The 23,329-nt window shown below is 54.0% G+C and carries 11 protein-coding genes; 3 read left to right on the top strand and 8 right to left on the bottom strand.

The window, feature by feature from the left end; genetic code table 11:
- Positions 1-22: 22 nt before the first annotated feature.
- The 6 genes from ABD851_RS06995 to ABD851_RS06970 form a co-directional block, all read right to left on the bottom strand.
- Positions 23-1,636: a sulfatase family protein gene (locus tag ABD851_RS06995; protein ID WP_344977577.1), complete on the bottom strand. Its 1,614-nt coding sequence runs from the start codon at positions 1,634-1,636 to the stop codon at positions 23-25.
- A gap of 47 nt (positions 1,637-1,683) precedes the next feature.
- Positions 1,684-3,036, bottom strand: coding sequence for an alkaline phosphatase family protein (locus ABD851_RS06990; protein WP_344977573.1), 1,353 nt, complete (start codon positions 3,034-3,036; stop codon positions 1,684-1,686).
- A 41-nt stretch (positions 3,037-3,077) separates the two neighbouring features.
- Positions 3,078-4,781 carry a RagB/SusD family nutrient uptake outer membrane protein gene (locus ABD851_RS06985; RefSeq protein ID WP_344977570.1) on the bottom strand — a complete coding sequence of 568 codons (1,704 nt, stop codon included), beginning with the start codon at positions 4,779-4,781 and terminating at the stop codon, positions 3,078-3,080.
- Between the two features lie 19 nt (positions 4,782-4,800).
- Positions 4,801-7,932, bottom strand: a complete 3,132-nt coding sequence (locus tag ABD851_RS06980) for a SusC/RagA family TonB-linked outer membrane protein (protein ID WP_344977567.1) — start codon at positions 7,930-7,932, stop codon at positions 4,801-4,803.
- A 101-nt stretch (positions 7,933-8,033) separates the two neighbouring features.
- Positions 8,034-9,446, bottom strand: coding sequence for an arylsulfatase B (locus ABD851_RS06975; protein ID WP_344977564.1), 1,413 nt, complete (start codon positions 9,444-9,446; stop codon positions 8,034-8,036).
- A 6-nt stretch (positions 9,447-9,452) separates the two neighbouring features.
- Positions 9,453-10,886, bottom strand: a complete 1,434-nt coding sequence (locus ABD851_RS06970) for a sulfatase (protein WP_344977561.1) — start codon at positions 10,884-10,886, stop codon at positions 9,453-9,455.
- A 180-nt stretch (positions 10,887-11,066) separates the two neighbouring features.
- Here ABD851_RS06970 and ABD851_RS06965 point away from each other — a divergent pair, with 180 nt between their 5' ends.
- Positions 11,067-15,152, top strand: a complete 4,086-nt coding sequence (locus ABD851_RS06965; RefSeq protein ID WP_344977558.1) for a hybrid sensor histidine kinase/response regulator transcription factor — start codon at positions 11,067-11,069, stop codon at positions 15,150-15,152.
- On the opposite strand, the gene ABD851_RS06960 is transcribed toward ABD851_RS06965, so the two are convergent.
- Positions 15,121-16,524: an SGNH/GDSL hydrolase family protein gene (locus ABD851_RS06960; protein WP_344977555.1), complete on the bottom strand. Its 1,404-nt coding sequence runs from the start codon at positions 16,522-16,524 to the stop codon at positions 15,121-15,123. The genes ABD851_RS06965 and ABD851_RS06960 overlap by 32 nt on opposite strands.
- Positions 16,525-16,934: 410 nt before the next feature.
- Between ABD851_RS06960 and ABD851_RS06955 the strand changes: the two genes are divergently transcribed.
- Entirely contained in the window at positions 16,935-18,266 is a 1,332-nt protein-coding gene (locus tag ABD851_RS06955) for a MutS-related protein (protein ID WP_344977552.1), read from the top strand.
- Between the two features lie 38 nt (positions 18,267-18,304).
- Here the strand turns inward: ABD851_RS06955 and ABD851_RS06950 are convergent, their stop codons facing one another.
- Entirely contained in the window at positions 18,305-18,760 is a 456-nt protein-coding gene (locus tag ABD851_RS06950; RefSeq protein ID WP_344977549.1) for a DoxX family protein, read from the bottom strand.
- Between the two features lie 184 nt (positions 18,761-18,944).
- On the opposite strand from ABD851_RS06950, the gene ABD851_RS06945 reads away from it, so the two are divergent.
- Positions 18,945-23,309, top strand: a complete 4,365-nt coding sequence (locus ABD851_RS06945) for a DEAD/DEAH box helicase (protein ID WP_344977546.1) — start codon at positions 18,945-18,947, stop codon at positions 23,307-23,309.
- Positions 23,310-23,329: the final 20 nt, after the last annotated feature.

Below are 23,329 nucleotides of genomic sequence, written 5' to 3'. Positions count from 1 at the left end.
TTTCAGATAACGACATGGGCTTTTACAGCACGTCCGGATCGTTGTAGGGGGTCCAGTAATTACGCTTATCCCCTCTGTAAATATACCGTTGCCGCGGCAAGGGAAGCGGGTCCTGCGTCCGCAGCTCCCAGGCCATCATATCCTGCAGCAGCTCTGTTTTTTTATCCCGGTATCTTTCGTCATGATACAGATCATTTATCTCGGCAGGATCTTCTGTGAGGTGATACATCCTTCCGTTGCCCTGCATGTTATACACCAGCTTCCACTCATCTTTCCTCAGCATGCGCAATACGCCGCTTTGCGAATAGCTGTTCAGCTCGTCAAATTCATGCTTACCCTTTGCCAGCGCGCCTTCGGCATAAGGGTCCAGCTGGCTGATGCTGGTATAATCCCGTCCGCCGAAGCCCTGTTGCACCACAATGCTGGCAAATTCCGCTTTGGGGTATTCCTGCCCGGTAAGCAAGGGCCACAGGCTTCTTCCGATGACGCCGTCGGGGAGGGGGTAGCCCACGATATCGCAAATGGTGGGCATAATGTCGACATTGGACACATGCGCATCATGCGGCAGCCTGTTCTTTACGATCTGCGGACCGTGCCACAGCATGGGGATGCGGGTGAGGCAATCCGGAACGCCCGCTCCTTTTTTGATCAGCCCGTATTCTCCGGTATAATCGCCGTGATCCGCTACAAACAGCAGAATGGTATTTTCATATAAGTTGCGCTGTTTTAGGAAATCCATCAGCCGTTTCATCTGATCGTCGATCAGCCGCATCATACCGTAATAATTGCTTCGTATCCTGGCAATATGCTGATCAAATCCAGGGTATCCCATTTCTTCCAGCCGGCGCTGCATGGTGAATTTTTTGCCTTTCTTCCGGAGTGACTCCACGCCTGCCGGCAGCGGGGGCAGCTTCTCCGGAGGGAAAAGGGAATAGTAAGGCTCGGTGATCTGATAGGGGTTATGCGGCTCCGGGATGGAGAGGTATAAAAAGAAAGGATCATCCTGTGCCCTGATGGAATCTATCCATTGTATGCCGTCGGAAACGATGCGGGAAGACTGCTCCATTTCGGGCGGAAAAGGGGCCGGCTTGAAGTCGGCATAGAAATGTGTGCTGCGCAGGTAAGCGTTAAATTTCTTTTCCTGCGGATCGTCTGTGTCCGGCTCTCCGAGGTGGGTATAGGTTTTGAAATAATCAAACCTTTCGGGATGATACCGCAGATAGGAATGTCCTGTTTTGCCCACTATACCCGTTTTATACCCTTTTGCCTTTACCGCATCGATCATATCTTCGGAATAAGCGGCATCCTGGATGTTGAAATTGGACTTGACACGGGTGGCGCTGGGGAAGCGGCCGGTCAGCATGGCCGTTCTGCTGGGGACACAGGCGGGAAAAGCGCAATAGGATTTGTTGAACCATGTCCCGGACCGGGCCAGACTGTCCAGGAAAGGAGTGGTATCCAATCCGAAGCCTTCCCGCTTGCAGGCATCCGCCCGGTACTGATCGCACAGGACCATGATGATATTGGGCTTTTTCTGCGGCGGAAATGATTTTACAAATTTGGGGAGCATAGGGCTCAGGCCCAATAGTCCCATACGTTGGATAGCTTCTTTCCGGGTAATATTTTTCGGGTCCATAATTATTTTATAAACGGATTATAATTCCGGCTTTCTGGCCTTTTTATTTATTGCGCTTTCAGGATCCCCGGTATGAGTTTCCCGTCGGGCACATCGAAATCCAGCCCTAACAGTGTGGCAACTACAGGCGCTATATCCTTTATACCCATTCCGCTGATGTTCTTGTGCTTTCCTATTCCGGCGCCTGTGGCAATAAAAGTGGTATGCATGGAGGGATACGCCGGATCATAGCCGTGGGTGCTGCCCTTTTTGGCTACGGTTGCCATGGCCTTCCCGTCTGAGCGGTTGTTGGCGGTTATGCCTTCTTTCATCGCCAGGCCCAGGGCCACTTCCGGATTGACCCCCATTTTATCCAGAACGGTACGGTCCAGCATCCTGAAGTCCCCGTTCCGGTATTCCGCCGTGTTTTTCAGCACAGCGACCACGGAATCCAGCATGGCTTTGTCATTTTTGTTGCTAAGATATAAAAATGCGGCGCCACCGGCGGCATGGAACTTGGCTTTCCAGCGTTTCCCGACGGTCCATCCGTGCCCGGCCAGATAAACATTGGGGGCAAAGGTGGCCCGGGTATCGGCATGTCCATGATCTCCGGTAATAATGACCGCTGTATTTTTTTCGATGCCCGCCGCTTTTATAGCCTGCAATACCGTCCCTACCAGGCTGTCGGTCACGTGCACCATCTCCCTGACTTCGGGCCCGTCTGTTCCATGGGCATGTTCGGCATGGTCTATTCCGACAAAATGGATGGCCATCAGGTTGGGCTTGTAGGTCTGTATGATATAATTGGCGATGAGGGCTATGGTTTTGCTTTGCGCAAAGTCCTTTGTACCGAGATCCGCCGGGGTAAATTCCCGGCCGGTTTTCTGCGTTATTTCCGACAACAGGTCCCGGGGTGTGATGTACGGATATTTAACGGACAGCACGTCTGCCGTTTCGCCTTCTTCCGGACGGCGTACCGGGAAATTATAATCTATGGGAGCGCCGACCGTTACCGGCCACATCACTGCACCCGAGCTGAGGTGCGCCTCTTTTACCGCATCCCAGAGTGTCTTGCATTGTATGGCGCTTTCATTCCAGTACCAATGTCCCGGCTTCCCTCCGAAGGGGGCGTTATAATAGATGCCATGATGCGCAGGATAAGCCCCGGTAACCAGCGTAGTATGCGAGGGATAGGTCACCGACGGGAAGACGCTCTGTATACCTTCGGCGGCATATACGCCCTCGTTCTTCAGCCGTTGCAGATGGGGAGCATGCCAGGAAGTATCCATATAAAAATCTGGACGTGAGCCGTCGAGGCTGATCAGCACCACATGCTTCACCGGCTGGGCGGAGGTACAGCTATCCGTTAATGCAGCGATCAGTATTGCCCAAACCATCCATTTCAGCCCAGTTGTTTTCATCCGTTGGTTTTTACCTTTTTAAACGTCGTTCCTTATATTTTTTACCATCCCGGGTTTTGCTCTCCAAAATCGGGATTTTTTTGCAATTCATTGGTAGGTATGGGAAATAATAAAAATTTAGGTACGGAAACGTTGAGCGCCGGCTTGAATACGGCAAAATGCGTGCTCCATGAATGGGTAGCCGCCTTATATTTGGGCAATTCGGTGGTATACGCCGGCAGCACGTGCAGGAACTGGTATTCATACATGGTCTGGGTAGCGCTTACGGGGCTGCGCATACGCACCAGATCGAACCACCGCTGCCCTTCTCCGAACAGCTCTATACCCCGCTCATCAAATATTTTCATCCTGAACTGCTCTTTTGTCAATCCCTCGTCCAGAGTGATATCGGCCGGCAGGGCGCGACTTGTGCCGTCGGCCTTCCGGATACGCGCCCGCACCGCATTAAAAGCGTCGAGGGCTTCCTGCGTGGGGCCATGCAACTCGTTTTCAGCTTCCGCCTTGATCAGATATACTTCGGACAAGCGGATGATATAAAAATCATTGCCGTTGTTTCGTCCGTCTTTTCCGTTGGGATCGACATATTTTCCGCAAAGGGCCAAGGCGATGGTGCTCTCGTCCGGAGCCGGAATATTGGGATAGGTCACGCAAAACTGGCCGTTTTTATATCCGCCCATCGACAGGGATACCTGATTGCGGTAATCAAAGGTCGCTTCGCCGGTGACAATATCGGTATCGCCATAATCGCCCGTGCGGTAATAGTCGGCAAACCAGGGCATGGCGCGGAAGGATCCGTCGCCCTGTCCGTTGGGATTGTTGCCGCTGGTATTCCATTGGTTGGGCGCATTGCAGCGCAGGGCAAATTCAGAGCCGGCGGCCGGCTGCCCGCTTTGGGTAGGATCGGTCTGAAAACGGACGCCAAAGATCACCTCTTTGTAAGCGGCGGCTTCCTGCTTTACATCAAATACATCCGCGAAGTCGGGCAGCAGGTGATATTGCCCACTGTTCAACACGGAGTCGGCATATAATGCCGCGTTTTGAAAATAGGCGGTGCCGTCTTTGCCCTGTAACGACAGATGATCGCCATAGGTCAGGCAGGCCTCTGCCAGCAGGGCCTGGGCCGCCCCCTTGGAAGCGCGCCCCAGCTCGCCCCCGGGTATGCCGGCGGCCGGCGGCAACAGCGCCGAGGCATTTTTAAAATCGGTAAATATCTGCCGGTATACCGAATCCGCGCTGCTGCGGGGCAGGTAAAAATCGCTGCTGATACTGGTTGCCCCCGTCCTCAGCGGCACCCCTCCGAATAGCCTTACCAGATAATAATAGGCAAATGCACGCAGAAAATAGGCTTCGCCGTAGCCCCGGCTTTTTACGGTTGGGTCCAGCCCGGACCGGTCCAGCAACGCAATGAGGGAATTGGCATCGGAGATCACATAATACATCATGTTGAAAAACTCCGCAGTGTTGTTGCCGGTATAGGAACGGTCCGCATAAGGACCGAATTCGGAACCCGAGGTGGAATAGATATCATCCGCATTCAAAAACAGGATGAGCATGCCCAGGAACTTGAACCCGTTCCGGTTGTTCAGCCGGGCATAGATCCCTTCTTCCACTGCGGTAAGGTCCTGCTCCGTCTTGATGGAGGCGGGGGTGGGCACGTCCTTGAGCTCTTCTTTCAGCGAGCAGGACTGCCCGACGGTCAGGATGCCCGTCAATAAAGCGATCACGATATATTTGGATGTCTTCATCGTTTGGGATTTAACAGGTTCAGAATGTCAGTTCCAGGCCGAAGGAAAAGGTCCTGGGCTGCGGCAGCGTGCCGAAGTCGAGCCCCCTGCTGATGGAAGCATTACCGAAGGCGTTGATATTCGGGTCGTATCCCGAATAATCCGTCAGGGTGTACAGGTTGGTTCCGGAAGCAAACAGCCTCAGACTTTCCACGCCGAGGTGCTGCAGGGCATGCAGCGTATATCCGATCGTTACGCTTTGCAGCCTGACAAAGGAAGCGTCTTCCACCATCCAGTCCGGCATGCGCTGGTGAAGTCTTGTGCTTCTTGTGTTGAGCTTGGGATAGAGATCGCTTGTGCCCGGGCCGCGCCAGGCATGGTCATAAGCATCCTGCAGGGCATTGTAGTTGCCATGCGTATCGTTGACAGACAGGAGCCATTTGTTCAGGTTGAGCAGCTCATTGCCCTGACTGCCCAGGATGGACAGGCTGAGGGTAAATCTTTTATACGACAGGTTGGTATTGAATCCATAGGTAAAATCAGGCTGGGGATGGCCGATAAGGGTTCTGTCCTCATCCGTGATGCTGCCGTCGCCGTTGGTGTCTACCCATTTGATGTCGCCGGGTTTGGCTGTGGAGGCTTCCGGTCCTTTATCCACCTCCTCCTGGGTCTGGTAGATGCCGGCGGTCTTATACCCGAGAAAGGCGGAAATAGGATAGCCGGGCATGGCCACATTCAGGGGCTGGGCAAACAGGATCTGTCCTGCGGGAATATAGTTGCGGCCATAAATAACACTGAGGGGCCCCATATTGTCCACCTCGTTTTTGAAGGCGGAAAAGTTGGCCCCGATATCCCAGCGCACTTTTCCGGAGAGCACGTTGAAGTTGGCTTCCACGTCAACTCCTTTGTTGTTTACCTCGCCGACATTGGTAGCATAGCTTCCATAGCCCGCGGATCCGGGTAGCGAAAGGTTGATCAGCAGTCCGGTGGTCTTTTTTGAATAGGCGTCCACGGTAAGGGTGAGCCGGTCATTTATAAAGCCGAGGTCTATACCGGCATTATATTGACTTGTTTTTTCCCAGGTCAGGTCGGGGTTCTCGAATGAGCCGGTAACATAGCCGGGCACGATGTTTTCACCCATGACCACATAATCCACGCCGTATTTGGCCTGGGTAGCGCCTACACCGATGCTCGAGTTACCGGCGACGCCGTAGCTGCCCCGCAGCTTCAGCAGGGAAATGAAGCTGATGTTGTCCTTGAAGAAATCTTCGCCGGAGACGTTCCATCCTATGCCTACCGAAGGGAAGAAACCCCATTTCTGGCCCACCGCCAGCCTGCTGTCCCCGTCGTAACGCCCGGTTAATGTCAGCAGGTATTTGCTTTTATAGGCATAATTCACCCGGCCGATGATGGATTCCAGCGCACGCTCCTGATAATAATTATGCGTGGCGCCGGGGAAAGTGGCGGTCGCCAGGTCGTAATACGTCAGCGCATCGGAGGGAAAGCTGCGGTTGGTCACGCTGCTGCCTTCGTGATACCAGTGCTGATAGGAAAAGCCGAGCACGGCATTCAGCGAGTGGGTTTTCTGAAAGACCCGTTTATAGGTCAGCAGGTTATCCACCATATAATTATAGTTATGGTTATCGGCCTGTGTAGCGGAGCCGTTCGGCGCCTGGTTGCCGACAAAAGTGCCGGTAGGATAATAGACCTGCCGGGAGGTATAGAGGTCGTTCACTCCGCCCTTCAGCTGGTAGCTCAGCCCTTTGGCGATCCTGTAATCCAGGGTGGCGCTGGAGATGAGCGTCCGTACTTTTGACCGGTCCTTTACGCGGGTCATCACCAGCACCGGATTGTTCACCAGCGTTTCATCCGGATCTCCGCCGGGCTCATAAGCATTTTTCAAAGGACTTACGGCCAGCGCGCCCATGACCACGGAAGAACCGAGTATGCCGGTCCAGTTGGATTGCTGTCCGTGTGACAAGCCGGCCAGCGAGAAATAGTTCCGGGTAGTGAACTTAAGCCTGTCGGAGACATGACGCTCATAATTCACCCGCAGGCCTCCTTTTTTATAGTAAGCGTGGTTGATGACGCTGTTCTGGTCCGAAAAGCTCCCGGTAACATAATAGTTGCTTTTTGCGTCCCGGCCGGAGAGGGTCAGCTGATGATCCTGGGAAACAGCTGTATGGTATATAAGGTCCTGCCAGTTGGTGCCCGGTAATACCGATATGGAGTCGATCTGATGTTGCGTCCATGCGGAATCATTTCCGTCATTTAACGCCGCTTCATTCTGGAATTTCATAAAATCAAGCGGGCTCAATACCTTTTGCTTTTTGGGCAGCATGCTGATATCAAAGCGGGTGGTATAGGATATCCGGTCTTTACCGTTTTTGCCGTTCTGGCCCGATTTGGTAGTGATCAGCACCACCCCGTTGGCGCCCCGTGACCCGTATATGGCGGTTGCCGAGGCGTCTTTTAATACCTCAATAGAGGCGATGTCTGAAGGATCAAGGCTGGCCAGCGGGTCTACGGGAGGCTGATCATAGCCGCCGTCGTAATTGGAGCCCGCCATGGTGGCGCCGGCGCTTGTTTCGATGGGCTGCCCGTCGATAACGATCAGCGGCTGGCTGCTGCCCGTAATCGAGGTTTCTCCGCGGATGTTGAAGGTCATCCCCGAGCCGGGCGCTCCCGTATTGTTCAGTATCTGGACGCCCGCTATCTTACCCTGCAGGGCTTCGGGAACGGATATCACCCGGTTCTCGTTTACCTGCTGCAGCTTTACGCTGCTGATAGCGCCGGTGAGATCGCTTTTGGCCACGGTGCCATAGCCGACCACTACCAGATCCTGCAATGATCTTACATTCTCTTCCAGCGCTACGTTGATCACAGCCTGCTCGCCTACCGGGATCTGCCGGACCTTATACCCGATATACCGGAAGACAAGCACGTCGTTCCGCATGGCATTGATGGCATACCGCCCGTTTTCATTGGTGATGGTTTTTTTCTGAGATCCTTTTACCATGACGCTTACGCCGGCCACGGGCGCTCCTTTGACCGTTACCGATCCGCGGATCACCCTTTGTGCATAAGCCGGCTGAAAGAAAAGTCCCGACAGGAGAAGGACCGTCAGCCCGGTATATCGCCGGAAGCATGTGTAGGTAGTGTTATTTTTCATACAAAAGTCTTTTAGATGGAGAAAAGACGACACATAATATTACTTCCCCGGGCTTCCGATAGCTGTTACATTTGTATAAAACAGTATAAAATTTGTCGCTGCTATTCTTCGATCAGCCAGTCTTTGGGCGCTGCAAAGCCTTTTCTTCCTTCTCCGTATGGCGGCACACGATGAGTAGGTTGTATATCATCATACGGCTTTACCGCCGCTTTTAATCGTTCGTATATTTCCGGGTGGGCGGTCCTGACATTCTTTTTTTCGGACGGATCATTCAGTATGTTGAACAGGGCATCTTCTCCTTCTTTCATCTGCGGATTGCCGGCATGCGCCTTTACGAGCTTCCAGGGGCTGCCGATGATGGCCCCGTGACCCAAATAAAAATATCGGTCGATGCGGTCCTTTTTACCTTCCAGCACCGGCAGCATATTGATACCGTCAAAGGGTTTCCCGGAATGGGATTTTACACCGGCGACCGCCAGCAGGGTAGGAGCGATATCCACATAACCCATTACCTGCCTTACCATACCCGGCTCTTTCAGTCCTTCCGGCCAGCGGATGACTGCCGGGGCGCGGACCCCGCCCGACCATTCCTGAAATTTCCATCCCCGCAGATCGCCATGCGAGCCGCCGCCGTTCCGGGCGGCGCCGTTGTCGCTGAAGAAAAGCACGATGGTATTTTTGTCTATGTCCAGCTGCTGCAGGGTCTGCAGGATCTTCCCGATGCCCCGGTCCATACAGGTTACCATGGCGGCGTAGGTTTGCCGCGGGGTGTTGCCCCGGCCGGTCATCCCTTCCGCTCCTTTATGGGGAAACAACGGCTTGCTTTCATCAAAGCCGTAGCGCAGCAGGTCTTCTTTTTTGGCCTGCAAGGGTCCATGCGGCGCATTATAGGCCACATATAAGAAGAAAGGCGACTGCGCCGCGTATGTCCTTATACATTTCACCGCTTCGTCGGTGATCAGGTCGGTAGAGTAGCCTTTGTCGCGGGAGACGGCGGAATCATTGTGCCAATCCAGCTCTCCTTCGCGCTGATGGGTGAAATAATCAAAGGCGCCGTTGTACAGGCCGTAAAAATGGGTAAAGCCCCGGTGCAGGGGCAGATACTTTTTATAAGCCGCACCCAGGTGCCATTTGCCGATGGCAGCGCGGTTTTTATAACCGGCATCCGCCAGCATCTGCGGAAGAAATACTTCCGAGGTATCTACGCCGAACTTACTCCAGGGCGGGATCACGTTCTGCCGCAGCCCAAAGCGGTTGGGATACCGCCCGGTCATAATACCGGCCCGTGTCGGCGAGCAGATCGGCGCGGTATAAAACTGGTCCAGGACAACCCCTTCTTGCGCCAGGCGGTCAATGTTCGGCGTCCGTATCTCGCTTCCGTGAAAGCCCACATCGCCCCAGCCCATGTCGTCGGCCAGTATGATAATGATGTTGGGCTTTTTTGTCTGCTGCGCCTGGCAGAAAGCCTGTGCCGGAAGGCAGAACAGCAGCAGGATAAGGATGGGTCTATACATATGGGATCATGGTTTACGTTTTTTATGCGGCTTTTTTGCGTGCGCCGGGGGAATCGACGCTTCAAAATGTTCCGGAATATTTCCGGCAAGCTGTCCGATGACCGTTTTCATCTTCGGATCAGCGGCTAAATTGTTCCATTCATAGGGATCCTGCCGGTGATCATAGAGCTCCTGGGCGCCGTCGGGGTAACGGATATAGCGGTACGGTCCCTTCAGGACGGAAGAATATTGCACGCCCCAGGTGGTGAACCCTGCCCGTTCCCAGCTTATCTTCGGATCATTCAATATGGGCGTAAGGCTTTTCCCGTCCAGGGTATGGGCAGGCGGCTTCAGACGGCAATAGTCCGTCAGGGTCGGGAAGATGTCGATCAGCCCGACGGTCTGATAACAAACCGCGCCTGTTTTATCCGGGAGCCGGATCATAAAGGGGACCCTGTCCGCCTCGTCCCACAAAGTTTTTTTGGTCCAGTGGTCTTTTGTTCCGCAATGAAAGCCGTTATCGGCGCAGAAGACCACGATGGTGTTTTCCGCGTATCCGCTTTTATCCAGCGCATCCAGCACCCGGCCCACGTTCCAGTCGGCAAAGGAGATATTGGCGCGGTATCCGTTGAGCAGGGCCTTCCAGACCTGCGCTTTGCTCATTCCCTTTTTGAAATATTGCTTCATGGAATCCACCAATGCCCTGCCCATGGGCGGCACATCGTTCAGATCGCCGGGCTTGTATCCGGAAGGCAGCGGGATATCTTCATCTTTATAAAGGTCATAAAACCGCTTCGGGGCGGTATAGGGCGTGTGGGGGCGGAAAAGTCCGTAATACAGAAAGAAGGGCTTGTCGTGTTTTTCCTGTAAGAAGGCGATGGCATTGTCGGCATTCCTTACGTCGGGGAAGTCCGTATCCGGACCTGTCCATGGCTTAACCGAAGCCCAGCCCGTCTTGCCGTACCAATATGCCTTTTCTGCATAGGGACCGTAGCCGCCATGCTTAACCGGCGCATTCCCGAACATCTTATTTTCCCGGTCGTCGTTTACTTTCATGTGAAATGTCTTCCCGCCGCCCCAGGTCAGGTACCCGTTTCTTTGGAAACATTCCGGCAGCAGCTCGGCGTGTGACAGCACCGACGAATCGTAGATATCGCTGAAATTCCGGTACACTCCGGTTTTATATGGCGCTATGCCGCTGAAAAATGCCGCCCGGGAAGGCGCGCAGAGGGGTACCGCGCAGGATGCATGCAGAAAGTTGTATGATTCGGAAGCCAGCTTGTCCATATTGGGCGTTTTCAGCCCCGGGTAATTGTGCAGGACCGGAAACATGTTCATATCGTCCACTACGATGAATACCACATTGGGTCTTGAGGGCGGGGCATCGGGCTCATGTGCCGGTCTGTAGCCTGTAAAGGCGACCGTGCAGAGAAGGGATAAGAAAAGTACCGTTTTTCTCATATTGCCTGTTTTATTTTGTACAGCGTGAATATAATTTTCATAACCCCGTGGATTGCAGACACAAAATATTGTTTTGGAGCAAAGAACAAGGATACTTTTGTCGCCGATACTGTCAATTTTGTCGTTAACTATGCTTTATGTCGCCGCTTTGTGTAAATTAGCCGTCATTAGCGGTCCCCTATGCAATACGGCAAAGACAACGGACAGCCGGCCGGCGCCGGCCTCAGGAAGGCGTTGCCAAAGGTGAAATGGCTGACGGTACTGACGGGCATCCTCCTTTGCAGCCGGCTTTCCCCTGCGCAGCAGATACTTTTTAGAAATTACACGGTCAACGACGGGCTTTGTTCCAATACGGTCTGGGCCATCTCGCAGGACGAACAGGGATATATGTGGTTCGGGACCAAGGACGGGCTCAACCGGTTCGACGGGTACCGGTTCAAATCTTACCGTTTCGATAAAGATGATTCCATTTCGCTGGGAAATAACTGGGTCAGGATCATCACCAATTATAATGAGGACAGCTGTCTGATCGGAACGGAAAAGGGAGTTTATATCCTGGATCTTGCCCACGAGACATTTCATTTTTTTGACAAAACAGGGGAAAGATCGGTTTTTGACATGCTCCGGGACCGGTCCGGCGCTATATGGATAGCCACTGCGGGTGGCGTGTTCCGCTATGATCCGGAAAGCGGAAAGCTCAGACATTTTATACATGAAGAGGGGAATGTCCATTCCCTTTCCATCAATTTTGTACGCAAGCTGCTGCTGGATGGTGAGGGCAATATCTGGATGGGTACCTCGTGGAACGGCATAGATGTGCTTGATCCGCAAACCGGCATCTTCCGCCACTATACGGCGGGCGGAAGGCCGGGAGATATTTCCAGCAACTTTGTGACCGACCTGTACAAGGACCTTGAGGGGAATATCTGGGTAGGGACAGAGAAAGGAGGGCTGAACCGCTGGGATAAAAGTTCCGGCACCTTTATACATTATACACACAGCGGAAATAATTCCATCAGCGATAACATCGTTCACTCCATTTACCAGCCGGCGCCCGGTAAGCTCTATATCGGGACGGAAAAAGGACTGGACGTCCTGGATCTGGAGGAAGATACCTTTGTCAATTACGCTTACCGTTCAAATGACCCCCACAGCCTCAGCGATAACGCCGTCTATACTATCTTTAAGGATAGATCGGGCGGAGTTTGGGTCGGCACTTATTTCGGCGGTGTGGATTATTTTCATGAGGGCAATCCCGGTTTTGAGCTTTACTATCCCACCGGCGCGCCCGGCGCGCTTTCCGGCAAGGCGGTGAGCGCCATGCTGCAGGATGATTCCAGCCATATATGGATCGCTACGGAAGACAACGGGCTGAATTACTTCGATACCCGTACAAAAACCTTTCAGCATTTTCCGTTCAGGGCAGGACAGGACGATCTGTCTTATCATAATATACATACGCTGATCAGGGACCATGCCGGGAAGCTCTGGATCGGTACCTTCACCGGCGGCATAAATGTATATGATCCGCATACCCAAAGGGTAAAGGTCTATAAATTCGGTCAGGGTTCCCGGGTCTCCAGCTACAGCAACATGATCTATTCGTTGTATGAAGATACCGATCGGACCATCTGGGCAGGGACCGTGGGCGGATTGTATACCTATGCTCCGGAAAAGGACTCGTTTTACAGGGTGCATGAAATGCTCCTGGATAAAAGCTGGATCTATGATATATATGAAGACAGCCGGCATACCCTCTGGTTTGCCACGTATAACCACGGATTGATCGGAAAGAACAAACGTACGGGAGAATGGTATCGCTTTACCCGGAACGAAGGCCCCCATTCGCTCAGCTCAAATAAGATCATCTGCATGGCCGGCGGCGGCGATAGCCTGTGGCTGGGCACAGACGGAGGAGGGTTGAACCTCCTGGATACCCGGCGCGAAAAGATAACGGTGTTCGACGATAAAAAGATAGTCAATGCCGATATCATTTATGGTATCTTAAAAGATAAAAAAGGACACCTCTGGCTTTCTACCAATAACGGCATATTTGATCTGGACCCGGTACGCCGGAAAAGCCGCCATTATACCCAATGGGACCATCTGCAGGGAAAGGAGTTCAACTACAAATCGTATATGGCGGCCTCCAACGGGAAGTTTTACTTCGGCGGCGTGCACGGATTCAATGCTTTTTATCCCGACAGTCTCCGCAGCTCCGGCAACGCCCCCCGGGTCATCTTTACCAACTTTCAGCTGTTTAATAACGATGTCGCGGTGGATGCCGGAAAAAGTCCGCTGCACAGGAATATTACCTATACGGAAGCCCTGACGCTTTCCCACCGGCAATCCATGTTCAGCTTCGAGTATGCCGCTTTGAATTATACGGCGCCTCACAAAACACAGTATGCCTACAAGATGGAGGGCTACGACAAAAGCTGGAACTATGTGGGAGACCAGCGAAAAGCCACCTATACCAATTTACCGGCAGGCAGCTATACTTTCAAGGTAAAAGCGACGGGTAACAACGGCAGCTGGAGCAGCCGGCCGGCGCAGATAGCCGTTACCATCCTTCCGCCTTTTTATAAAACCACCCTCGCGTATATAATATATGCCCTGCTGTTAGTAACTATCGTGATGTGGATCAGGAAAACCGAGATGAAAAGGATCAGGCGGAAAAATGAGATCCGGCTGGAACGGCAGCAGACGAAAAGAGAGCGGGAGTTTTATAAACAAAAGATCGATTTCTTTACCTCCATGGCTCACGAGATCCGTACGCCGCTTTCCCTCATCATTGCACCGCTGGAAAGGCTCCTTGGCTCAGCGCACTGGCAGCCCGCCGCCCACAAGCAGCTGAAAGTAATGGAAGAAAATTCCAACCGGTTGCTGAGTCTTACCAACCAGCTGCTTGATTTCAGGAAAATGGAGAGCGACCTGTATGAAATACACCCTGAAAAGATAGAGCTGGTTTCATTTGTACAATCTTTATTCTCGAGGTTTTCTTCCATTTCCTACCAGAAAGGGATCCGGTTCTCGGTCAGCACCCATATTCCCAGGCTGGAGGTGCAGGCCGATCCCGAAGCGCTGACCAAGATCCTAAGCAATCTCCTTTTCAACGCCTTTAAGTTCACCCGCTCCAAGGTGGAGCTGAGTATCAACGAACCGGCGGCGAACACGGAAGGTTCTGCCTGCTTTTCCATCAGTGTGGAAGACGATGGTATCGGGATACCCAAAGAAGAGGTAGAGCATATTTTTGAAAAATTTTACCAGGTTTCCTCCGGAAGCCATGAATACAGCAACCTGGGCGGGAACGGAATCGGTCTGGCCCTGGCTAAGGCTTTGACGGAAAAACACGGGGGAGCATTGCTGGTAAAAAGCGAAGCGAAGGTAAAAACGGTCTTTACCGTGCTGATACCGCTGGGATGCGAAGGCGCCGGCAGCGAAAAAGACGACGGGGAGCCGTCAGGAGATATCCGGGAAGCCGTTCATAAGGATGCCCCCGCTATTTTGATCGTCGAAGACGATCCGGCGCTCGTGGATTTTATGTACGAAAGCCTGCAGGGCGACGGGTACAATGTCCGCAAAGCGCTCAACGGGTCGGCGGCGCTGGAGCTGCTGGGCCGGCATACCGTAGATCTGATCATCTCGGACGTAATGATGCCGGAAATGGATGGGATGGAGTTTTGCAGGAAAGTAAAGCAGGATGTCCATTTCAGCCATATTCCCCTGGTGCTGCTCACGGCCAAGGCAAACCCGGAAACGGAGATAGCCGGCATAGAGGAGGGGGCGGATGCTTACCTGACCAAGCCTTTCAAATGGAAGCATCTTGCCGCCGTGATCAAAAACCTGCTGGAGTCGCGGCAAAGACTAAAGCAGAAGTTCTCCCGGCAGCCTTTTGCGGACGCTTCCAGCCTGACCACGAACTCGGGCGATCAGCAATTTTTGAAAAGGATCACGGATATCATCGAGCAGCGCCTCGATGATCAGCAGCTGTCTGTGGAGGAGCTGAGCCGCGCGATGGCCATGAGCCGGTCCAGCCTGCATAAAAAATTAAAGGCCATCAGCGGGCATGTGCCGAACGAATTTATTCGGATCATCCGGCTGAAACAGGCGGCAAAGCTTCTGCTGCAGCATGAATACAGCATTTCCGAGATCGGCTACAGGACGGGCTTTAATTCTCCTTCCTATTTTTCCAGATGTTTTTACCAGCAATTCGGGGTAACCCCGCGCGAGTTTATGGAAAAGGAGGTCTCCGGGCGGGAGTGATCTCGACGCGGTGACTGACGGGCTTGTTGATGGCATAGATCTTATCGGTCAGCAATTTCATTTCTCCTTTCCAGGCTTCGCGAACGCTTTTAAAATGTCCTTCGATATAGGCCTGCATGTTTCCGCGTACAAAAATATTTTCCCGGGCCGCTTCCCTGATCGTATCCAGCGCGGCCACATCATCGTGGAACAGCAGGCCTTTGTCCTGCAGGAAGGAATATTCCATCCAGTAATAATCCCGGAACTTCTTTTCAATCTCCCAGCGGGTCTCATTCAGCGTCATAATGGCCAGCGCCTGCCGGTATTCCGGCGTATTCCGCTGCTCGGCCAGGTTGATGCCCCCCGCCAGCTCTTCGGCGGACCAGGTGCCTATCTTTTCCCCGTCCATCTTCAGTACATAGCTGCCGCTTTTTAGTCCGGCGACGGCCAGCCTTTCGTTATCGAATTCTTTCATGAAGGGGATGTAGGGCAGGGCATCCGATTGCGCTTTTATCTCGCCCCAGCCCCGCACAAGCGTATCGATGGGGAAGGGCAGGGAGTTCGCCAGGTAATCAAATCGTATCCCTGCAGGAGTCGCGCTCAGGTTGGATATCCTACAGTTATCCGACCGGCTTATCTTTCCGTTGCCGGCGTCAATATGCACATTGGCCACATCTTTCCCGGCCAGGCCTTGCTTCTTTAATATGAGATAAGCCATGACCAGGTGTCCGTCGTTGTCGGGATGGATACGTCCCTGGCCCTGCAGGGTAAATGTGCTGTCGCGTTGCTGTTCCCTTTCGTTGATGGCGGTCATCGGCCGGCTGAGATCAATAAATCCCCAGCCGTGTTTTTTGGCGGAAGCTTCCTGGAAATCGGCGATCCGGAGCATCGCCGCATTCTTTCCGGGGAAGACAGGGCTTTTGACCTTTGCCGTTTCATCAAAGGGGGGAGAGGTCAGCATTATCTTCTGCGCCGGCGTATAAGCGAGCAGCCGTTTTTCGATCTTCTGGTAATCGTCGTACGATTGCTGTACTTTTTTATCTGCCTGGGCTTTGGCATCCGGTTGCAGGTACTCGTAGTACCCGGCATCGTTCATGCCGAAGGTCAGGACAATGACGGTCGGATGTTTTGAAAAAACATCGGAATCCAGCCTTTTGTACATCCCTCCGGCTACGTCTCCGCCGATCCCGCAATTGAATATTTCAATGCGGCGGTCCGGGAAATGTGTCATATAGTACAGCCAGACGTAGGAATGATAATGACCGCCATGCGTAATGCTGTTGCCTTCAAAGACGATGCGGTCGCCTTTCTGAAAAGGACGGACATCCTGTGCCGTCAAACGGATGATGGCTGCTGATAAAATAACGAGCGTAAGCAGAATAATCTTTTTCATGGAATTGGTTTAGGCAGTTTTTGTTTTCCGGGTTTCCTGCCCAGGGCCTGTCCTGACGGGAACGGCAGCAACCAGAGAATGTTTCGAACAGCTATATCCCTTAAAGGTAATAATAGGAATTGAAGAATTCAGCTTCTGGGCTTCCTATACGAATGTATAAAAGGAGAGGAGAATAGTGTATATTACACAACCTTAATATTTTTATGATAACAAGCATGACGGCACGAAAAAAAACGTCTGGAATGCCAACGGAAAAGCACACAGGTCGGCAACAAGGCTTTTCATGCAAGGACTTCGGAGCTGCTTAAGAGCGCCCATCTCACATCTGCCTGGGTGCAATTCTTTATGTATATGTAGAAATCTGCGGGTTGGGTTATTTGCCCGGTCGGAGGTTTATAAATAGAAGATGTATGGATGTTCAAACCCTTAATGACCTCGAAATATTCCAGAGCGCCGGACAGAAAACGGTTTTCGGGCTCATGGATATGACCCTTACGGAAGAGGGGAGCGGCCGGCTGAAAGAGAGATTCCTCCACCCGCTTACCCACCGGGATGATATCCTTGAAATGCAGGAGATGGTGAGCTATTTTACCCGCCATATCAGCGACTGGGAGGGCCAGTTTACCCGAAATGAGGCCAAATATATATCCGGCTATCTGTACAGCACGATTGCACCGCTGAAATATAAAAACAAGCTCCGGGCGCGCTATGCGGGGATGTGGTATTTATTTCGGTACGCCTCGGATTATTACTACCTGGATAACTGCATCCGGAGGCTGGTTTCCTTTATTTCCCGGTTAAACGCCGTCCTGCCCGCTCACCTATCCGAAAAGGCTCCGGGTTTGGTCAGGGACGTTGCCCGCCGGCTGGCAACGCTTTATCAGGCGGATTCGAAACGGTTTTTACAGGAAGATTATGGCATTAAGAACCTAAAGGCCGATCATATTTATTATCTGGATGATTTTTTCCGCCGGAAATACCGCGAGCAGCTGCAGCAGTTGCTGGATCTGTTTTATGAGATGGATGCAGTATTGTCCATGGCAAAGGCAGGATTGAAATATGGGTTGACACGGCCTGCATTTGATCCGGAAGTCCGCGCTGTCTCTATAAAAGGGCTCTGGCATCCGTTTCTGTCCCAAAGCGTAAGAAATGATCTTGCGCTGGATGACGCGAAACATTTCCTTTTTCTTACCGGATCAAATATGTCGGGGAAGTCCACCTTCTTAAAGGCATCCGGCATTGCCGTCTACCTCGCCCATATCGGCATGGGCATACCTGCGGAAAGCGCCGTGCTTCCTGTGTTTGACGATATTTTTACCAATATATATCTTACCGATAATATAGCGGCAGGCTACAGCTATTTCTTCAGCGAGGTCCGTCGCATAGGTGAGCTGGGCACTTTGCTGAACGAGGGAAAGAAGGTCTTTGTGCTCATTGATGAGATGTTCCGGGGCACCAATCTCAAGGATGCGCAGGACTGCTCGCAGCTGGTGATCGAAAAGCTGCTGTTATGGAAAAAAAGCCGTTTTATCCTCTCTTCCCATTACACAGAGATCGCTGATCTGTTTGCTCAACATGCCGGGATGCAGTTCGGCTATTTTGAATCGGTTGTAGAAAACGGACGGCCTCATTTTACCCATCGCTTAAAAGAAGGGGTTTCACATGCGAGGCTGGGCATGCTGATCTTAAAAAGCAGCGAGGTGGAGACGCGCCTTTCGCTTCCCGGAACCGGCGGCGGATGACTGCAAAACCTCCTGTTAATCTTTGTTTGGTGATATAATTATTCCCGCACCCTCCTGTTTCTTCGGAGCAGCCTGTCGATGGAGAAAGCGCCGGCCCCGGTAAGCATCAGCGAGAGGAGGCCCGCTATGTATAGCAGGTTTATTTCATAACCCGGGGGACCGAATACCGGCCCTTCCGGCGTTAACCCGATGGTATTTACGGAACTGAATCCGTAATGAATATGGATGGTGAGCATGGCCACGAGCATGGTAGCGATGAGGGGAAGGGCGGCAACTGTTATGAATATACCCAGCAGTACGGCAAGTCCCCCGAGCAGCTCTACATAAGGCGCGACTACCGAACCCAGGTGAGGAAGGGGTATCCCTGTCCGGGCGAGCAGCCGCTCAAAACCCGCTGTACCCCGGCTTATCTTGGCCCAGCCATGCGCCATAAACCCGAAGCCGATAATCAGCCTTAAGCCCAGTGGGGCCATTTGCCGGAGATGATTTTGCATAGAAACGTTTTTGAAATGACTTATGAAGCTGTGCAGCAGCGCTTGCCGGCCTGTGAACACAAAGCTAAGCCTGTCTCCGCCCGCGGGGAATATCCGGATTTCCCGGGTTGTTGAGGATATTTCCTGTTTAATCCGATTCCGGCTGAAAACAGGCCGTTGACATGATTATTCGTAATTTTGCAGTATGTCACTTCACCTTTTCCATAAAGCGGTAAGGGACTGGTTTGAAACGACCTTTACGCTGCCGACGGCGGTACAGGAGCAGGCCTGGGAGGCGATCAAAGCCTCCGGCAATACCCTTATTGCCGCGCCGACCGGATCGGGAAAGACGCTGGCCGCTTTTCTTTCCGCGATCGACGACCTGGTACGGCAAAGTCTGGAAGGAAGATTACAGGCCGGAACACAGGTGATTTATATTTCCCCCCTGAAAGCGCTCGGCAATGATATTGAACGCAACCTGCAGTTTCCCCTCGGGGGCATCTGCGGGGAACTGCAAAAGCAGGGCCTTCCGGCAGCGGATATCCGGGTGGCGGTCCGGACAGGGGATACGCCGGCCGCCGAGCGCACCGCCATGACGCGGCAGCCGCCGCACATCCTGGTAACAACTCCCGAATCCCTTTATCTGCTGCTTACTGCCGCCGGCGGGCGGAAGATGCTGCAGACCGTACATACCCTGATCGTCGACGAGATACATGCCATGGTGGGCGATAAAAGGGGCGCTCATCTGGCCCTGTCGGTAGAGCGCCTGGAAGCCCTGGTAGGAAAAAAACTGCACCGCATCGGGCTTTCCGCCACCCAGAAACCGATAGCAGAAGTGGCGAAGTTTCTTTCCGGAAATGCTGCAGAACGGGCCTGCAGGATCATCGATACCGGTCATTCCCGCCGGCTGGACCTTTCCATCGCCATCCCGGATTCTCCGCTTACCGCGGTTATGCCCGGGGAGGTATGGACCGAAATATACGACCAGCTGATCCGGCTGATCGAAAGTCATGAGACCACCCTGATCTTTGTCAACACCCGCCGGCTGGCGGAGCGCCTGTCGCACAACCTGAACGAAAGGGTAGGGCCGGGTTACGTGCTGGCCCACCATGGCAGCATGTCTAAGGAGCAGCGTTTCGATGCGGAACGAAAGCTCAAATCCGGGTCGCTGAAGGCCCTGGTAGCCACGGCGTCCATGGAGCTGGGCATCGATGTGGGCAGCATCGACCTGGTCTGCCAGATCGGATCGCCCCGATCCATCTCCGCCTTTTTGCAAAGGGTCGGCCGTTCCGGGCACAGCGTTACCAAAACGCCGAAGGGAATTATTTTCCCGCTTACCCGAGACGAGCTGGTGGACTGCACAGCCATCCTGGATGCCGTCCGCCGCGGCGAGCTGGACAGGATCATCATGCCGGAAAAGCCGCTGGACATTCTTGCCCAGCAGATCGTGGCCGAAACCGCCTGCCGGGATTATACAGAAGACGAGCTGTTTGACCTCGTCACCAAAGCCTACCCTTACCGCGATCTTACCCGTAAGGAATTTGACGAGGTGATCCTGATGCTTGCCGAAGGCTTTACCGGCAGGAAGGGGCGGCGGGCGGCTTATCTTTATCATGACATGGTCAACGCGAAGCTAAAAGCCCGCAAAGGCGCCCGCCTTACCGCCGTTATCTCCGGGGGCGCCATCCCTGATAATTTTGAATACGATGTAATGCTGGAGCCCGGAGACATTTTTCTGGGTACCGTCAACGAAGATTTTGCCGTGGAAAGCCTCCCGGGAGATATTTTCCAGCTGGGCAACAATTCCTGGAAGATACTGCGCGTGGAAAGCGGCAAGGTAAGGGTTGAAGATGCCGCAGGGCAACCGCCCGGTATTCCCTTCTGGCTGGGAGAAGCCCCCGGCAGGACCGCCGAGCTGTCTTTTGCCGTATCGCGGCTGCGCGAGGAGATTGCGGCAAAGCTGGGCGACCTGGAAGACATCCCGGAAGATGATCCGGCTGCTGAAACGGTACCCGCCTGGAAAAAAGAGGCGATGGATTGGCTGATCAGCGAGACGGGTATTTTGCCCGCCGCTGCCGCTCAGCTCACCGATTACCTGGCTACCGCCAAGGCCGCCCTGAAAACGATGCCCTCGCAAAACAATATTGTGATGGAACGTTTTTTTGACGAGGCGGGCGACATGCACCTGGTCATACATGCTCCCTTCGGAAGCCGGCTGAACAAAGCCTGGGGGCTGGCCCTGCGCAAACGGTTTTGCCGGAAGTTCAACTTTGAGCTGCAGGCCGCTGCCAACGACGACGCCATTATTCTCTCCCTGGGGTCCACGCACAGCTTTCCGCTCGAGGAGGTATTCAGCTACCTGAATCCCAGGACAGTGCGGGGAGTACTGGTGCAGGCCATGCTCGATGCCCCCGTGTTTGGCATACGCTGGCGCTGGAATGCCTCCCGGGCGCTGGCGGTGATCCGGAGACGGGCTGACCATAAGGTGCCCGCCCAGCTGCAGCGGATGCAGTCCGAAGACCTCATTGCCCAGGTATTTCCCGATCAGCTGGCCTGCCTGGAGAATATACCCGGCGACCGTGAAGTGCCGGATCATCCGCTGGTGAACCAGACCATCCATGATTGCCTCTATGAGGCCATGGATATCGAGGCGCTCGAGGCGCTCCTGCGGAAGATGGGGAACGGGGAGGTCGGCCTTATTGCCCGGGATCTGAAAGAGCCTTCCCCGCTGGCCCACGAAATCCTGAATGCCCGGCCCTACGCTTTCCTGGACGACGCCCCGCTCGAGGAGCGCCGTACCCTCGCCGTAAAGAACAGGCGCTGGCTGTCCCCTGCAGAAGCCAATGATATCGGCCGGCTGGACCCCGGCGCCATCACGGCAGTGCAGACCGAGGCCTGGCCGGAAGCCACGAACGCCGATGAGCTGCACGACGCGCTGCTGCTCTCCGGGTTTATCACCGGCGACGAAGGAGAAGAAGGTCGCTGGATACGTTTTTTTGAAGAGCTAACCGCAAACGGGCGGGCCGCCGCCCTGGAGCTGGACGGAGGGCATGTGCTATGGGTGGCCACGGAACGGACGCCTTTTATCCGGGAGCTGTATCCGGGTAAAGCGCTAAAGCCGGCGGTAACCGTTCCGGACAAGTGGCTGGATAGCATGGTGGCAGGTAAAGACGCGCTGACGGAGCTGATCCGGGGCAGGCTGGAGGTGATGGGACCGGTAACGGCTATACGCCTCGCAACCCTGATGCAGCTTTCTCCCGAAGCCATTGAAGCGGCGCTGTGCCGTCTTGAGCAGGAAGGTTTTGTATTCCGCGGCACGTTTACCGGCGCTGCGGAGCAGGAGTGGTGCGACCGCCGGCTGCTGGCCCGCATCCACCGCTACACGGTAAAAAAGCTGCGTAGCGAGATCCGGCCGGTGTCGTCGGCCGATTTTATGCGTTTCCTTTTTTCCTGGCATCAGCTGGAGCAGGGCAACCAGGGTCAGGGACCTGCGGCGCTGGAGCAGGCTGTTCTGAAGCTCGAAGGATTTGAGGCGCCGGCAGCTGCCTGGGAAGGAGATATCTTTCCGGCGCGGGTAGGCGATTACGACCACCAGTGGCTGGACCTGCTTTGCATATCCGGCAAAGTGGCCTGGGGACGCTTTCGCCCGCCGGCTCCCACCAACGGGGAAAAGAAGGCCGGCGGCCCGGTCAGGACCACCCCGCTGACTTTTGTAAACCGTACGCACCTGGAAGTATGGAAAAAAGATTATCCCGCTACCCCCGGGGAAATCACCGTACAGCTTTCCCCCAGGGCGATAATGGTATGGGAAATGCTGCAGGGGCAGGGCGCTTCATTTTTTGATGATATCTGCAGCCATACCCGGTTGTTTCCCTCCCAGGCCGAAGACGCCCTGGCAGAGCTGATCGGCGCGGGACTGGTCAGCTCCGATTCCTTTACCGGTCTGCGGGCCTTGCTGATACCCGATAAATACAAAACCAACGCGGGAACGCGACGGAATACGGAGGTCTTCTCGATGAACTATGCGGGACGCTGGTCGCTGCTTGGCGAAAGGCGGCAGGCACAAGGCGCTTCCGGCGCAGCAGAAGATCAGACGGCAGTTGCCTGGGCACTTTTGAGAAGATACGGGGTCGTTTTCCGGAAGCTGGTCGAAAAAGAAAACCTGGCGCCGCCCTGGCGGGATATGGTCCGCATCTTCAGAACGCTGGAGGCGCGGGGTCAGATACGCGGCGGACGTTTTGTGGAAGGAGTATGGGGAGAGCAGTTTGCCCTGCCGGAGGTGATCATTGAGCTGCGGCGTCACAAAAAGGAGGGCGGCTCCGGTATGCTGGTGGCCGTCAGCGCAGCCGATCCGCTGAACCTCACAGGGATCATCACGCCCGGGAAGCGCATTCCCGCCTTTCAGGGCAATCGTATCCTGTATCGCGACGGCGTTCCCGTGGCCGTCAGCGAGGCAAAGACGGTCCGCTTTCTTGAAGAGCCTTCGGAAGGGCAGAAGTGGACCCTTCAGCACGCGCTTATACAACGGCCCCTTCCACCCCCCTTGCGGAAATACCTGGGCCGGGCATAGGGGAGCAGTAAAAATGTCGG

The sequence above is a fragment of the Compostibacter hankyongensis genome (assembly GCF_039541075.1).
Classification (GTDB): domain Bacteria; phylum Bacteroidota; class Bacteroidia; order Chitinophagales; family Chitinophagaceae; genus Compostibacter; species Compostibacter hankyongensis.
The sequence above is the reverse complement of the archived record's forward strand: the minus strand, read 5'-3'. Positions and strand labels throughout refer to the sequence as shown.

Bases quoted from the DNA above. Each gene is read 5' to 3' on its own strand.
- ABD851_RS06995 (WP_344977577.1), bottom strand. From the start codon at position 1,636: ATGGACCCGAAAAATATTACCCGGAAAGAAGCTATCCAACGTATGGGA.
- ABD851_RS06990 (WP_344977573.1), bottom strand. From the start codon at position 3,036: ATGAAAACAACTGGGCTGAAATGGATGGTTTGGGCAATACTGATCGCT.
- ABD851_RS06985 (WP_344977570.1), bottom strand. From the start codon at position 4,781: ATGAAGACATCCAAATATATCGTGATCGCTTTATTGACGGGCATCCTG.
- ABD851_RS06980 (WP_344977567.1), bottom strand. From the start codon at position 7,932: ATGAAAAATAACACTACCTACACATGCTTCCGGCGATATACCGGGCTG.
- ABD851_RS06975 (WP_344977564.1), bottom strand. From the start codon at position 9,446: ATGTATAGACCCATCCTTATCCTGCTGCTGTTCTGCCTTCCGGCACAG.
- ABD851_RS06970 (WP_344977561.1), bottom strand. From the start codon at position 10,886: ATGAGAAAAACGGTACTTTTCTTATCCCTTCTCTGCACGGTCGCCTTT.
- ABD851_RS06965 (WP_344977558.1), top strand. From the start codon at position 11,067: ATGCAATACGGCAAAGACAACGGACAGCCGGCCGGCGCCGGCCTCAGG.
- ABD851_RS06960 (WP_344977555.1), bottom strand. From the start codon at position 16,524: ATGAAAAAGATTATTCTGCTTACGCTCGTTATTTTATCAGCAGCCATC.
- ABD851_RS06955 (WP_344977552.1), top strand. From the start codon at position 16,935: ATGGATGTTCAAACCCTTAATGACCTCGAAATATTCCAGAGCGCCGGA.
- ABD851_RS06950 (WP_344977549.1), bottom strand. From the start codon at position 18,760: ATGCAAAATCATCTCCGGCAAATGGCCCCACTGGGCTTAAGGCTGATT.
- ABD851_RS06945 (WP_344977546.1), top strand. From the start codon at position 18,945: ATGTCACTTCACCTTTTCCATAAAGCGGTAAGGGACTGGTTTGAAACG.